The organism is Ruicaihuangia caeni, from assembly GCF_040536845.1.
Taxonomy (GTDB): Bacteria; Actinomycetota; Actinomycetes; order Actinomycetales; family Microbacteriaceae; genus Ruicaihuangia; species Ruicaihuangia caeni.
On record NZ_CP159582.1, the window covers coordinates 2,119,636 to 2,134,406 of the forward strand.

Here is a 14,771-nt window from a genome sequence, read left to right on the forward strand (position 1 = left end):
ACGCAAACCCCTCTCGGCGCAGGAACGGGCGCGACCGGCGCCATGCCGGGCGAACTCGGCGTCGAGGAGCGCGAACTCACCATCGAGCAGCGCCAGACCGCCGGCCTCAGCCAGGGCGCCATCATCCGCCGCCGCTTCTTCCGCCACCGCGCGGCCATGATCGCGCTCGCGGTGCTGATCATCCTGATCGTGTTCTCGTTCAGCTCCGTCGGCACCGTCATCGGCGGCACAGGGCGGCTCGCCGTCAACGCAGAAGGCATCCTCGCGCCCAATGGCTGGCGCGTGCCGGGCTGGTGGGACAAGGACTGGTACACGACCTACGGGCAGCTGAACCCGGGCGGTGCCCCGACCTGGGTGCTGCCATTCAACTTCGGCGAGTTCCCCTTCGGGCAGGACACCCTCGGGAAAGACATCTTCGCCCGCGTGATGCGCGGCATGCAGCAATCGCTCACGGTGATGTTCATCGTCGGCATCGTGTCGACGGTCTTCGGCATCGTGATCGGAGCCGTCTCGGGCTTCTTCCGCGGGTGGGTCGACTCGATCCTGATGCGCTTCACCGACGTGGTCATCATCGTGCCGATCATCGTGCTCGGCGCGATCCTGGGGCGCATCTTCGGCGGCAACGCCATCGTCCTGGGGCTGTTCCTCGGCATCATCTCGTGGCCCGGCATGGCCAGGCTCGTGCGAGGCGAGTTCCTCGGACTCCGCGAGCGCGAGTTCGTCGACGCCGCGCGGGTGGCGGGGGCGAGTTCGACCCGCATCATCTTCAAGCACATCCTCCCGAACGCGGTCGGCGTCATCATCGTCAACGCCACGCTCCTGATGAGTGCCGCGATCCTCATCGAGACGTCGCTCAGCTACCTCGGATTCGGCATCCAAGCGCCCGATGTCTCGCTCGGGCAGATCATCTCCGAGTACAAGGAGGCCTTCCGCACGAGGCCTTGGCTCTTCTGGTGGCCGGGCCTCTTCATCGTGGTGATCGCCCTGTGCATCAACTTCGTCGGCGACGGACTGCGCGACGCGTTCGACCCGCGTCAGAAGCGCATCCCGCGCCGCAACCGCCGGCGGTTCTTCGGCCTGGGCCGCACCAGCATCGCGGGCGGCACCGGCACGGCGGTCGGTACCAGCATCACCGACAAGCCGGTCGCCGATCCGGTGACCCGACCCAAGAAAGACACGCAGTGACGCCCGCCTCGGCGACGCAATGGCGGCTAGAGCGCAAGCACGATGACGCTCGCGATCAGAAGCACGACCAGCGCCACCGCCGTTCCGGCGTGCCAACGAGTGGAGTGCTCGGTGAGAGCGGTCGAGTCGCGGATGCCGTCGGCATCCGTCTCGAGCAGTCGCTCCCAGCGGCGGCGGACCACGAGCGCGGCGTGCCCCGAATCGGAGCGCGGTGCGTCGGCAGGTCGCACCGAGTCGCCGTGGTAGCTCGACTTCGGCAGGTGGCGGAGCTCGCCGCGGTTGGTGCTGATCGCCCCGAGCAGGCCCGGCGCGGGAGCCGACCACACGCTCACGCGCCGTTCGGCAGTCACGAGCGTGAGCGCGTATTGGGTCTCGACATCCGTGAGCGCACCCCACGGCACGACCTCCGTGCGCAGTACATTCCGCACCGTCAGCCCCTGATCGTCGACTGTGATGCTCGGGGCCCAGAACGCCGCCCAGGCGAGCACTCCGAGGAACGCCAACGGCACGATGTTCCACAGTTCCTCGCCGCTGCCGATCACGATGCCCACCGCGCCGACCGCGACCAAGGCGATGACCGCGATCGCGATCACCCGCCCTACGCGCGAGACGATCGTGACGCGATCCCCGTCCGTCCGCCCCTGCTGCATGCCTCCATGCTCCCACGCGACGGCAGCGGGCGGCATCCGGGACAGGCGAGGGAGACCACCATGGCTGAAGGGCGAGAGACGACGTGAACGCAACCGCGGTGACGAGCGACACACCGATCCTCGAGGTGCGCGACCTCGACGTCGAGTTCTGGGTCGATGGGCAGTGGATCCCGGCGGCCGAAGACATCACGTACACGCTGAACCCCGGCGAAGTGCTTGCGATCGTCGGTGAATCGGGCTCCGGCAAGTCGACCAGCTCGATGGCGCTGCTCGGCCTGCTGCCAGACAACGGGCGGGCCAGCGGCAGCGTCAAGCTCGAGGGCGAAGAGCTGATCGGAGCACCAGCGCCGCGCCTTCGGAAGATCCGGGGCGACAAGATCGCCGTCATCTTCCAGGAGCCCATGACGGCCCTGAACCCGGTGTATCGGGTCGGGTACCAGATCGTGGAGGCACTGCAGACCCACAACCCGGGCATGACCAAGGCGCAGGCCCGCACGCGCGCGCTCGAACTGCTGGGTCTCGTCGAGATGCCCGACCCGCAGAAGGCCTACGACTCCTACCCGCATCAGCTCTCGGGCGGTCAGCGACAGCGCGCCATGATCGCGCAGTCGATCTCCTGCGACCCAACGCTGCTCGTCGCCGATGAGCCGACCACCGCACTCGACGTCACGGTCCAGGCCGAGATTCTCGACCTGCTGCGCAACCTCCATCGCAGGTTGAACAGCGCCATCATCCTCATCACCCACGACATGGGCGTCGTGGCAGACCTCGCCGACCGGGTGATCGTCATGAAGGACGGGAAGACGGTCGAGCGCGGCGACATCGTCGAGGTGTTCCGCAACCCGCAGCATCCGTACACCCAGCAGTTGCTCGCCTCGGTGCCGCATCTGGGCCAGGGGACGATGGGCGCGAGCGCGGGCGCCGGCACAGCCGAAGCGCTCACCGCGCCTGGTACGGGTGCCGCCACTGCCGCCGGCATGGCAGTCAGCGTCGAGGAGGTCTCCGCCGGCGCGGCAGCCCCCGCGCAGGTGAGCGAACTCGGCGACGCGCCCGTGCGCGAAGCAGCGAGGCCCAGGCCGGAGCCGTTCCTGGTCGCCCAGAACATCTCTATCGAATACCCCAAGCTCGGCCGGGTGCCTGCGTTCCGTGCGGTCGATGATGTGAGCTTCGAGATGCGACCCCGAGAGGTGCTCGGGGTCGTGGGGGAGTCTGGCTCAGGCAAGACCACCATCGGCCGGGCGCTCGTGGGGCTGCTCCCGATCGTGGAGGGGACGCTGACGATCGGCGGCCAGAGCATGACCGGCGCCACCGCGAAGCAGTTGCGCGCCGTGCGCCGCTCGATCGGCATCGTGTTCCAAGACCCTGGCTCGTCGCTCAACCCGCGGTTCCCGATCGGTGAGAGCATCGCCGAACCGCTCCTGCTCAGCGGAGAGTTCTCACGCGCCCAGATGAGCGCGAGGGTCGAAGAACTGCTCGATCAGGTCGAGCTGCCGAGATCGTTCCGCAACCGGTACCCGCACGAGCTGTCGGGCGGGCAGCGTCAGCGGGTCGGCATCGCACGCGGGCTGGCGCTGCATCCGGCGCTGCTCGTGGCCGACGAGCCGACGTCCGCGCTCGATGTATCCGTGCAGGCGCGAGTGCTGGAGCTCTTGCAGGAGCTGCAGCAGGAACTCGGCTTCGCCTGCCTCTTCATCAGTCACGACCTCGGGGTCGTCGACCTGCTGGCTGACAGGATCCTCGTCATGCACCGTGGCAAGATTGTGGAGCAGGGCACCAAGGATCAGATTCTTCGGAGCCCTCGCGAGGACTACACGCGCCGGCTCATCTCCGCGGTACCGCTGCCCGACCCGATCGAGCAGCGGAAGCGGCGCGAGGAGCGCGCCGCGGGCTGAGCGCGCTGAGCGGGCTGAGCGCGCTGAGCCCCGGGCCGGTCCCAGCAGGCCGGCAGACGGCGGCGATGACGGCAAGCGATCGACGGAGCATCAAGGAATGACGCAGCGACGAACCGGCGCCGCTCGTCGGGCGGCCGCCGGGGCGGCTTCATTCTTGATCGCGGTGGCCGCGCTGGTGGGATGCACGCCGCAGGAGCGTCTCGTCGACGGCTCGACGGTCGTGGTCGAGCTGCCCGACAGGCTCAGCTCCGTCAACGCCGGCACCGGGCACGGGTCCACGCCCGCGAACCTCGCGGTCGCAGCGGCCACCGGCGGTGCCTTCGCCATCGCGCTGCCCGACGGGACGATCGAGCGGGACGAGTCGTTCGGCCGGATGGAGATCGTCTCCGATGACCCCTTCGCCGTGCGCTACGTGCTCGATGAGCGGGCGACATGGTCCGATGGCGTTCCGGTGACCGCCGCCGACCTTCTGCTCGAGTGGGCCGCCAACTCCGGTGCGGTCAACGAGCGGGGCCTCGACCGTGCCGACGCCATCGATTCCGAGAGCGGCGAGCCACTGCCCGGCCTCGAGGATGACGCGGTGTTCTTCGATCCAGCGCCGAACTCGCCGCTGCGGCAGGCCTCGCGCACTCCGCAACTGGTCGACGACGATGACAGGGCGTTCACCCTCATCTGGGACGAGCCCTTCGCCGATTGGGAGTTCGCTCTCGCGCCGAGCGTTCCGGCGCACGTGGTCGCGCACCTTGCGCTCGATGCCGAGATCGCGACGACGGATGCCGCTGCAGCGGCCGCGCAGCGCGTGGCAGACGCGATCCTCGCCGTCGCTGCGCCCGCTGTCGCCGAGCCGCCCGCCGATGACTCCGACGCGTCCGGCGCGTCCGACGCATCCGACGCATCCGACGATGACGTCGCGGGGAAGCGCGGTACCGACGACGCCTCCGCGGAGCTCGCCTCCATCGCGCGCGCCTGGAACACCGGGTTCGATCTGCGCGGCGATGGCGGCACCTCGGATGCGGATCCGATCTTCGTCTCGAGCGGCCCGTATCGCGTGTCGTCGGTTTCCGGCGGCGTGGCGACCCTGGTGGCGAATCGCGAGTACCGGGGTGACCGTCGCCCCGGTGTCGAGACCATCGAATTGCGCGCCGCGGGCGATCCGCTCGAATCGGTGCACGCGCTCGGCGCCGGCGAGGTCGACGTCATCGCCCCAGCCCCGAGCCGCGAGATCCTCGACGCGCTCGACGCCCTCGACGGCGTGGAGGTCGTGACGGGGCTCGATGGAATGTTCGAGCACCTCGACTTCCGATTCGCCAAGAGCCGCAACGGTGACATCGAGCGTCCCGAACTGCGGCGCGCGATCCTGTCGCTGTTGTCGTCGAAATCCTTGCTCGACGCGAAGGACTCCGGTGCGCCACCGGGCGCCGTGCAGCGCGACTCGTTCGTGCTCGCGCCGGGTCAGCGAGGATACGACGCCGCTGTGGACGGCACCGCAGAGGCGCGTCCAGAGCCCCAGAAGGCCTCCCGGGTGAAGCGCGAACTCGCGGATGCCGGCATCGTCGACCCGGAGCTGTGCGTGCTGTTCGACCCTGCGAACCCGCGCCGATCAGCGGAGTTCGAGCATGTGCGTGCAACGCTGTCGCCGGCCGGCATCCGAGTCACCGACTGCTCCGACCCTGACTGGATCGAGGTGATCGGCGACCCGGGCGTGTGGGATGCGGCGCTCTTCGGCTGGCGTGCGACGAACCCCGGCGTCACCGGGCTCAGCACGCGATTGCATTCCACCGAGGGCGCCAGCAACTTCTCGTACTACGCCGACGACGAGGTCGACCGCCTGCTCGGGGAACTGCATGCGGCGACCGACGACGGCGACCGGCGCGACCTGCTGGTAGCCATCGACGAGCGGCTCTGGGACGACGCCTACGGTGTGCCGCTCTACCAGTATCCGGCGCTCGTCGCGCACACGGATGCCGTGAGCGGCGTGACGCCCTCGCCGCTGCCGCAGGGGCTGCTCTGGAACGCCTGGCAGTGGATGCCCGGCTCGGCACGATAAAATCGCAGATCGCGGGCATCCCCGCCGCTTTCCCCGATCTTGAGGACACCCTCGCATGGCAATCGCCACCCGCTCAGATCTGCGCAATGTCGCGATCGTCGCCCACGTCGACCACGGCAAGACGACCCTTGTCGACGCAATGCTCCGGCAGACCAACTCATTCGACGCTCACGCCGCTGTCGACGATCGGGTGATGGACTCGGGCGACCTCGAGCGCGAGAAGGGCATCACCATCCTCGCCAAGAACACGGCGATCACCTACCGCGGCGAGCACTCGGGCGGCGATCCGATCACCATCAACGTGATCGACACGCCGGGCCACGCCGACTTCGGCGGTGAGGTCGAGCGAGGCCTCAGCATGGTCGACGGCGTCGTGCTGCTCGTCGACTCCAGCGAGGGACCGCTGCCCCAGACCCGTTTCGTGCTGCGCAAGGCGCTCGAGGCGAAGCTGCCCGTGATCCTCGTCGTCAACAAGACCGATCGCCCCGACGCGCGCATCGACGCGGTCGTCGGTGAGGCCACCGACCTGCTCCTCGGCCTCGCGAGCGACATCGCCGAAGACCACCCCGACCTCGACCTCGATGCTGTGCTCGACGTGCCCGTGGTCTACGCCTCGGGCAAGGCAGGGCGGGCGAGCACCGAGCGGCCCGCAGACGGGTCGCTGCCGGCGAGCGACGATCTCGAACCGCTGTTCGGCGCCATCCTCGAGCACATCCCTGCGCCCACCTACGACGATGAGCACCCGCTGCAAGCCTGGGTGACGAACCTCGACTCCTCGCCGTTCCTCGGCCGCCTCGCCCTGCTGCGGGTGTTCAATGGCACCATCCGCAAGGGCCAGACCGTCGCATGGGTGCGGCACAACGGCGACGTCGCGAACGTTCGCATCACCGAACTGCTGAAGACGCAGGCGCTCGACCGCTACCCCGCCGAGAGCGCGGGCCCGGGCGAGATCGTCGCCGTCGCCGGTATCGACGACATCACCATCGGCGAGACCCTCGCGGACGCCGACGATGTGCGGCCCCTGCCGAGCATCACGGTCGACGACCCCGCCATCTCGATGACGATCGGCACGAACACCTCGCCCCTCATGGGCAAGGTGAAGGGTCACAAGCTCACCGCGCGCATGGTGAAGGACCGTCTCGACCGTGAGCTCATCGGCAACGTGTCGCTCCGCATCGTCGACGTCGGCCGGCCGGATGCCTGGGAGGTGCAGGGCCGCGGGGAACTCGCGCTCGCGATCCTCGTCGAGCAGATGCGGCGCGAGGGCTTCGAGCTCACGGTCGGCAAGCCCCAGGTCGTGACGAAGACCGTCGACGGCCGGGTGCACGAGCCCTTCGAGCACCTCACGATCGATGCCCCCGAAGAGCACCTCGGGGCGATCACCCAGCTGCTGGCGGCCCGCAAGGGCCGGATGGAGGGCATGGCCAACCATGGCACCGGTTGGGTGCGCATGGAGTTCATCGTGCCCTCGCGAGGCCTGATCGGCTTCCGTAGCGAATTCATGACCATCACCCGGGGAACCGGTATCGCGAACGCCATCTCGCACGGCTACGGTCCATGGGCGGGCACAATCACGACGCGCAACAACGGCTCGATCGTGGCCGACCGCGCCGGCGTGGCGACACCGTTCGCGATGATGGCGCTGCAGGAGCGCATGACCTTCTTCGTGAACCCCACCGAGGAGGTCTACGAGGGCATGGTCGTCGGCGAGAACTCGCGCGGCGAAGACATGGACGTCAACATCACCAAGGAGAAGAAGCTCACCAACATGCGCTCGTCGACCGCTGACGAGCTCGAGAAGCTCACGCCTCCGCGCCAGCTCTCGCTCGAGGAATGCCTCGAGTTCGCGCGTGAGGACGAGTGCGTCGAGGTGACCCCCGAGAAGATCCGCATCCGCAAGGTCGAGCTCGACGCGACGGCCCGTGCGCGTGCAACGTCGCGCGCGAAGCGCCAGGAGGCGTGACGCTGCGGCATCCGTCGCTATGATTCGAGCGGATCGCCCCAGCGGCGACCGCAGTTTCCTGGCCGACCGAACCGCGGCGGCATGTCACCGAGGAGTTGTCTTGTCACGTCACCGTCCGCGCAGCGCCGTTGCTGCCGTCGCGCTCGCCGTGCTGCTCGCCCCCGCGCTCGCGGGGTGCTTCCAGAACCCTGTCGACGCCATCGTCGAGCGAGGGGTGGAGGAAGCGATCAAGGGCGCCACGGGCGTCGAGGTCGATGTGACGGGCGACGGCTCGTCAGTGCCCTCTGACTGGCCGACCGCCGTGCCGCTGCCTGATGGTTCGGTCTCTGACGGAGCCTCCATCACCACCGGCGGCTCGACGACGTGGACGGTCACCCTGCGGCCCCAGGGCGATGTGCCGACAGTGTTCGCCCAGGCGAGGGAGGCGCTGAAGGGTGCCGGCTTCGAGGAGACGTTCGTGACTGAGGCGCCCAACGACGCCTCCGGCATCTTCGGCGACGGCACGTACACCGTGCTGCTGACGGTGGCCGACAGCAGCGGCGGGACGGAATCCGTGTACGTAGTCTCCGAGGGCACAGGACAGTAACGCGCGCAATGATCCCGCGCGTGCACGAGGAGGCGCCCTTCAAGGGCCGGGTGCTGTTCGTGCACGCGCACCCGGACGACGAGACCATCTCATCGGGCGGCATGCTCGCCGCGCTCAGCGAGCAGGGCGTGCAAGTGAGCCTGCTCACCCTCACCAGGGGAGAACTCGGGGAGGTCATTCCCGAGGAGCTGCGGCACCTGCAGGGGTCGCCCGACCTCGCACCGCGCCGCGAGGCCGAGCTGCGAGCGGCGCTGCAGGCGCTCGGAGTCAGCGACCACCGCTACCTGGGCGAGCGCGACGCGCGGTGGGCCGACCTGCCACCCCGACGGTACGAGGACTCGGGCATGAGGTGGGCGGAGCCGGGTCGCGCTGAGCCGCTCGACGCGGTCTCGGCATCGTCGCTGTGCGGCGCTCCGCTCGCGGAGGTCGCGACCGACATCGCTGCCGCCATCGCGGCGTTGCAACCGGATGCGGTGGTGAGCTACGACGCCGATGGCGGCTACGGCCACCCCGATCACGTGCGAGCGCATCAGGCTTCACGGCTCGCGGCGGATGCCGCGGGCGTGCCGTTCTGGGTGATCGAGCCGGCTCGCGGCGAAGCGCCCGCAGCCGACGGCTTCGCGCAGCCGGTGCCGGATGACGCGGTGCCGATCGACGCTCGAGGGGTGCGGGAGCGTGTCACAGCCGCGCTGCACGCGCATCGCACCCAGTTGCAGCCGGTGGACGGCGGGTTCGCGCTGTCGAATGGAACCCGCATCCCCATGCCCGACATCGAGTACGTGCGCCCGCTCGACCCCGCCGACCCGCCCGCGGTCGTCGCCCGCTCCAAGTCTCCGAAGGCCGCCCCGCCCGCAGCGCTCGCCGCAGGGGCGCTCACGGTCTTCGGCGGCCTGCTCATCGGCGCGGTCATGGGCGCACTCGGAACGGCCGCCCACCAGGCGGTCCCGCCGTGGGGGATCGCCCTCTCGCTCGTCATGGTCGCCTCCGTGCTCGCCGCGCTTCGCGCGTTGAACGAGACCCGGCTCGCCGCGGTGGCGGCATCCGTGGGTCTCATGGTCGTCATCGTGATGCTCGCGACTCCCGGCGCCGGCGGCTCGGCGTTCATCCCGGCCACTCCTGCCGGGTACGCGTGGACGTTCGGCCCGGCGGTCGTCGCGTTCATCGCGCTCGCCTGGCCTCGGTTGGGGCGCAGCACCCGCGAGTAGGATGGTTCTTCGAGCCTCGAGCAGAAGGACCTTCCGCACCATGACCTACGTCATCGCCCTTCCCTGTGTCGATGTCAAGGACCGCGCTTGCGTCGATGAATGTCCCGTCGACTGCATCTACGAGGGCGACCGGATGCTGTACATCCACCCCGACGAGTGCGTCGACTGCGGCGCCTGCGAGCCCGTCTGCCCTGTCGAGGCGATCTACTACGAAGACGATCTGCCCGAGGAGTGGTCCGACTACTACAAGGCCAATGTGGAGTTCTTCGACGAGATCGGCTCTCCCGGTGGCGCGGCCAAGGTTGGAGTCATCAATGCCGACCACCCGGTCGTCGCGGCGCTGCCCCCGCAGGCCGGCTGATGCGGTCGCTCGACCTCCCCGACTTCCCCTGGGATCGAATCGAACCCATCAAGCAGCGCGCCGCCCGGCATGAGGACGGTCTGATCGACCTCTCGGTGGGCTCTCCCGTCGACGAGACGCCCGCGGTGATCCGCGAGGCGCTGCGAGAGGCGACCGACGCCCACGCCTACCCCGCCACAGCGGGAAGTGAAGAGTTGCGACAGGCGATCATCGACTGGTTCGCGCGTCGCCGTGGTGTCACTGGCCTCGAGCATCGCAATGTGCTGCCGACGATCGGGTCGAAGGAGTTCATCGCGACCGCTCCGCTCATGCTCGGTGCGCGGCCTGGCGATGCGGTGGTGGTGCCGGTGACGGCGTACCCCACCTATGAGATCGGCGCGCGGTTGGCCGGTGCCGAGACCGTGCGGAGCGACGACCCGGCCGAGTGGCCCGCGAACACCCGCGTCGTGTGGGTGAACAGCCCGGGCAACCCCGATGGGCGGGTGCTGGGGATGGACCAGCTGCGCGCTGCTGTGCTGCGCGCCCGGGAGCTCGGGGCGGTCATCATCTCAGACGAGTGCTACGCCGAACTCAACTGGCAAGGGGCGGATGCCGCGGACCGACCGGCCAGCGACGGCGACGGCGACGGCGACGGCGACTCGGCACCGACCCCCAGCATCCTCGACCCACGCGTGCTCGGCGGCAGCCGGCTCGACACGCTCGCCGTGTACTCGCTGAGCAAGCAGTCGAACCTCGCCGGCTACCGTGCGGGACTGGTCGCCGGCTGCGGACGGCGCATCGCGCAATTGCTCGAAGCACGCAAGCATGCGGGCCTCATGCCTCCCGCGCCGGTGCAGCACGCCATGGCCGTGGCGCTCGGCGACGACGCGCACGTGGCGGAGCAGCGGGAACGGTACCGCGCGCGCCGTGAGCTGCTGAAGCCCGCGCTCGAAGCGGCGGGTTTCCGCATCGATCACTCGGCGGCGGGCTTGTACCTCTGGGCCACCGAGGGCCGTCCAGCGATCGAGACGCTCGACAGGCTCGCGGGCATCGGCATCCTCGCGGCCCCCGGCACGTTCTACGGCGACCCCGAGTCGCAGCACGTGCGGTTCGCGCTCACCGCGAGCGACGATCGCATGGCGCTCGCAGCGGAGAGACTCGCCCGATTCCCGAGCGGCGAGGCGATCCGCTCGTCAGCAGCAGCGATTTAGACGCTCCATACAGCAGAACTGGCGAACGCTTGGCGGTTGCGACAGTGGTTGTTGGCGTCCCCTAGGCTGTAAACGTGACTGGACTTGCCGACATCTCGCAGAAGGCCACGCTCGAATTCCCGGGGGGTACAGCGGAGTTCCCGATCGTCGACTCGGTCGACGGTGCATCGAGCATCGACATCGCGACGCTCACGAAGCAGACGGGCTACACCGCGCTCGACCAGGGATTCGTGAACACCGCGGCGACGAAGAGCGCGATCACCTACATCGATGGCGATGCCGGCATCCTGCGCTACCGCGGTTACGCGATCGAGGAGGTCGCACAGCATTCGACCTTCCTCGAAGTGGCGTATCTGCTGATCTACGGCGAGCTGCCGAGCACTGATGAGCTCGCGGCGTTCGACGAGCGCATCCGTCGTCACACCCTCCTGCACGAAGACCTCAAGCGATTCTTCGACGCACTGCCTCACACGGCCCACCCCATGTCGGTGCTCTCGAGTGCGGTGTCCGCTCTCTCGACGTACTACGAGAACGAGCTGAGCGTGCGCGACCACGATCAGATCGAGGCCGCCACTGTGCGGTTGCTGGCGAAGCTGCCGGTCATCGCCGCGTACGCGCACAAGAAGAGCCTCGGTCAGGCGTTCCTGTACCCCGACAACGCGCTGAGCTTCGTCGACAACTTCCTGAAGCTCAACTTCGGCACCATGGCCGAGCCCTACGAGATCAACCCGATCGTGAGCAAGGCGCTCGACCGGCTGCTGATCCTGCACGCCGACCATGAGCAGAACGCCTCCACCTCGACGGTGAGGCTCGTCGGCTCCACCGAGGCCAACATGTTCTCGTCGATCTCGGCCGGCATCAACGCGCTGTACGGGCCGCTGCACGGCGGTGCCAACGAGGCGGTGCTCAACATGCTCGGCGAGATCCGCGACTCGGGCCAGACGGTGAAGCAGTTCATCGAGCGCGTGAAGAACAAGGAAGAGGGCGTGCGCCTGATGGGCTTCGGCCACCGGGTGTACAAGAGCTTCGACCCGCGCGCCAAGCTCGTGAAGGAGAGCGCTGAAGAGGTGCTCGCCGCGCTCGGGGTGAACGACCCGCTGCTCGAACTCGCGATGGAGCTCGAAGAGGCCGCCCTCGCCGACGACTACTTCGTGGAGCGCAAGCTCTACCCGAACGTCGACTTCTACACCGGCGTCATCTACAAGGCCATGGGCTTCCCGACCCGCATGTTCACGGTGCTGTTCGCGATCGGGCGCCTTCCCGGCTGGATCGCGCACTGGCGCGAGGCGAACGCCGACAAGTCAACGCGCATCGGACGCCCGCAGCAGCTCTACGTGGGCGCCCCCGCCCGCGGCTGGCCCACCGACCGCTGACCGCCGGCCCAGGGGAGGGGTGGAGGAACGCGGCTAGTGCAGGGCGGGGTTGAGGGCGATGCCCTGGCCCGAGCGGGGGAGCACCTCGACGGCTCCGGTGAGTGAGTTCCGGCGGAAGAGCAGGTTCGGCACCCCCGAGACCTCGATCGCCTTGACGCTGCGGATGCCGTCACCGACGCTTGACGCGCCTTGCCCAATCCGAGCGCCTGCGCCTGCGCCTGCGCCTGCGCCTGCGCCTGCGCCTGCGCCCTCGCCTGCGCCTGCGCCCTCGCCGCCGCCAGAGCGCTCGCCTTCCGCGCCCGCGGCATCCTGACCCAGGAGCACCACCTTGGTTCCCGCGGTGATGTAGAGCCCTGCCTCGACGACGCAGTCATCGCCGATCGAGATGCCGACGCCGGAGTTCGCGCCCAGCAGGGCTCGCTTGCCGATCGACACGCGCTGCGCGCCCCCGCCCGAGAGCGTGCCCATGATCGACGCACCGCCGCCGATATCGCTGCCCGAGCCGACCACGACACCTTGTGAGATGCGGCCCTCGACCATGGACGAGCCCAGCGTCCCCGCGTTGAAGTTCACGAACCCCTCGTGCATGACGGTCGTTCCGGGCGCGAGGTGCGCCCCCAGGCGCACCCGGTTCGCGTCGGCGATGCGCACCCCGGGCGGGGTCACATAGTCGAGCAGGCGCGGGAACCGGTCGAGACTCGTCACCGAGATGCCCGCCCGCTGGAGCGGCATCCGGAGCATTGCGAAGTCGTCGGCCGCAACGGGGCCCGCCGTCGTCCATGCAACCACGGGCATCTTGCCGAAGATGCCGTCGAGGTTGATGCTGTTGGGCTCCACGAGCAGATGGCTGAGCAGGTGCAGTCGCAGGTACACGTCGGCGGTCGAGACGGGTTGCGCCTGCAGTTCGCTCTCGACATCGATGTAGTCGATGCGCACACGCCGCCGCGGGTCATCGCCCAGGTGCTCCATGAACCGGGCCGGCGGAAGGTGCGGATCGACGTTCGACGGCCGCCGGCCGAGCCTCGGCGACGGGAACCACGCGTCGAGCACGGTGCCATCGGCTGCGATCGTGGCAAGACCCTGGCCCCAGGCGAATGGCGTGCTCATGCGATAACGCTACCGGTCGTTACACTCGGGCTATGCGCGACCTCGACCCGGCAGCGACCTCGGTCGAGCTCACGCGGCGCATGTGCGACATCCAGTCGGTCTCCGGCGGGGAGCGCGAGCTCGCCGACGCGATCGAGCGAGCGCTGGCCCCGTTCGCTCACCTCGAAGTGCTCCGCGACGGTGACGCGATCGTCGCTCGCACGAACCTCGGCCGGGGGAGCCGGGTCGTGATCGCCGGCCACATCGACACCGTTCCCGTGAACGAGAACCTGCCGACGCGATTCGAAGAGCACGACGGACGCGACTATCTCTGGGGTCGCGGCACGGTCGATATGAAGGCGGGGTGCGCGGTGCACCTCAAACTCGCCGCCGAGCTCGTCTCGCCCGCCGTCGATGTGACATGGATCTGGTACGACCACGAAGAGGTCTCCGCGGCGCTGAACGGGCTCGGGCGCCTCGCCGATCGGCATCCGGAGCTCCTCCGTGGCGACTTCGCCGTGCTCGGCGAGCCGACCGCCGCCGAGGTCGAGGGCGGCTGCAATGGCACCCTCCGCGTCGTGCTCCGAACCAGAGGCGTGCGCGCCCACTCCGCCCGCGCCTGGGTCGGCCGCAACGCCATCCACGGGTTGGCCGACGCCCTTCGGCTCCTCGCCGAGTACGAGCCGGCCTCGGTGGAGGTCGACGGTCTGGTGTACCGCGAGAGCCTGAGCGCGGTAGGCATCGCGGGCGGGATCGCGGGCAATGTGGTGCCGGATGCCGCGGAGCTCGCCATCAACTACCGCTTCGCGCCCGACAAGTCAGCGCGAGAAGCCGAGCAGCACCTCCGCGAACTGTTCCAGGGCTACGACCTCACCGTCGACGATGCGGCCGAGGGTGCACGCCCAGGGCTCGACCACCCGCTCGCTGAGCGGTTCCTCGCCGCGGTGAACGCCACCGCCAAGCCGAAGTACGGTTGGACGGACGTGGCGCGCTTCTCGGCGCTCGGCATCCCGGCGGTCAACTACGGACCGGGCGATCCGCTCAAGGCTCACGCCGACGACGAGCGGGTGGCGGTCGATGAGATCGTGTCGTGCGAGCGGGGACTCCGCACATGGCTGAGCGGGAGCTGACCGAACCCGCGAGCGGTCGCCGCCCGCTGAGCGCAGCGCGACTGCCCCTGCCGCGGCGAGCGGCGTTCTCGCGACCATCGCCCCGAACGAGAGGCCGGGCGAC

The 14,771-nt window shown here is 69.1% G+C and carries 12 protein-coding genes; 10 read left to right on the plus strand and 2 right to left on the minus strand.

Going from position 1 to position 14,771, the window contains the following annotated elements; translation table 11 throughout:
* The first annotated feature begins 42 nt into the window (after positions 1–42).
* Positions 43–1,185, plus strand: coding sequence for an ABC transporter permease (locus ABV606_RS09900; protein ID WP_281489475.1), 1,143 nt, complete (start codon positions 43–45; stop codon positions 1,183–1,185).
* A 26-nt stretch (positions 1,186–1,211) separates the two neighbouring features.
* Here the strand turns inward: ABV606_RS09900 and ABV606_RS09905 are convergent, their stop codons facing one another.
* On the minus strand, positions 1,212–1,871 hold the full coding sequence (locus ABV606_RS09905) for a PH domain-containing protein (protein ID WP_353987575.1): 660 nt from the start codon (positions 1,869–1,871) through the stop codon (positions 1,212–1,214).
* A 47-nt stretch (positions 1,872–1,918) separates the two neighbouring features.
* Here ABV606_RS09905 and ABV606_RS09910 point away from each other — a divergent pair, with 47 nt between their 5' ends.
* The 8 genes from ABV606_RS09910 to ABV606_RS09945 all read left to right on the plus strand — a co-directional run bounded on the left by ABV606_RS09910 (position 1,919) and on the right by ABV606_RS09945 (position 12,452).
* Complete coding sequence (locus ABV606_RS09910; RefSeq protein ID WP_353987576.1) at positions 1,919–3,727, plus strand: ABC transporter ATP-binding protein; 1,809 nt, start codon at positions 1,919–1,921, stop codon at positions 3,725–3,727.
* 97 nt (positions 3,728–3,824) lie between these two features.
* On the plus strand, positions 3,825–5,774 hold the full coding sequence (locus tag ABV606_RS09915; RefSeq protein ID WP_353987577.1) for an ABC transporter substrate-binding protein: 1,950 nt from the start codon (positions 3,825–3,827) through the stop codon (positions 5,772–5,774).
* 55 nt (positions 5,775–5,829) lie between these two features.
* Positions 5,830–7,737: a translational GTPase TypA gene (gene typA, locus ABV606_RS09920; RefSeq protein WP_353987579.1), complete on the plus strand. Its 1,908-nt coding sequence runs from the start codon at positions 5,830–5,832 to the stop codon at positions 7,735–7,737.
* 100 nt (positions 7,738–7,837) lie between these two features.
* Complete coding sequence (locus ABV606_RS09925; RefSeq protein WP_281489442.1) at positions 7,838–8,323, plus strand: hypothetical protein; 486 nt, start codon at positions 7,838–7,840, stop codon at positions 8,321–8,323.
* Positions 8,324–8,331: 8 nt separating this feature from the next.
* The gene (locus tag ABV606_RS09930; protein ID WP_281489443.1) at positions 8,332–9,528 is read left to right on the plus strand and encodes a PIG-L family deacetylase; all 1,197 of its coding nucleotides are present in this window, start codon (positions 8,332–8,334) and stop codon (positions 9,526–9,528) included.
* A gap of 40 nt (positions 9,529–9,568) precedes the next feature.
* On the plus strand, positions 9,569–9,889 hold the full coding sequence (gene fdxA, locus ABV606_RS09935; protein ID WP_281489444.1) for a ferredoxin: 321 nt from the start codon (positions 9,569–9,571) through the stop codon (positions 9,887–9,889).
* Entirely contained in the window at positions 9,889–11,079 is a 1,191-nt protein-coding gene (gene dapC, locus ABV606_RS09940; RefSeq protein ID WP_353987581.1) for a succinyldiaminopimelate transaminase, read from the plus strand. The genes fdxA and dapC overlap by 1 nt, the downstream gene beginning before the upstream one ends.
* Before the next feature lie 74 nt (positions 11,080–11,153).
* Entirely contained in the window at positions 11,154–12,452 is a 1,299-nt protein-coding gene (locus tag ABV606_RS09945) for a citrate synthase (RefSeq protein WP_353987583.1), read from the plus strand.
* A gap of 33 nt (positions 12,453–12,485) precedes the next feature.
* Here ABV606_RS09945 and ABV606_RS09950 read toward each other — a convergent pair whose 3' ends face one another.
* Positions 12,486–13,559: a DapH/DapD/GlmU-related protein gene (locus ABV606_RS09950; protein WP_353987584.1), complete on the minus strand. Its 1,074-nt coding sequence runs from the start codon at positions 13,557–13,559 to the stop codon at positions 12,486–12,488.
* Between the two features lie 32 nt (positions 13,560–13,591).
* On the opposite strand from ABV606_RS09950, the gene dapE reads away from it, so the two are divergent.
* A complete protein-coding gene (dapE, locus tag ABV606_RS09955; protein ID WP_353987586.1) occupies positions 13,592–14,668 on the plus strand; it encodes a succinyl-diaminopimelate desuccinylase in 1,077 nt (358 codons plus the stop codon).
* Positions 14,669–14,771 lie beyond the last annotated feature (103 nt).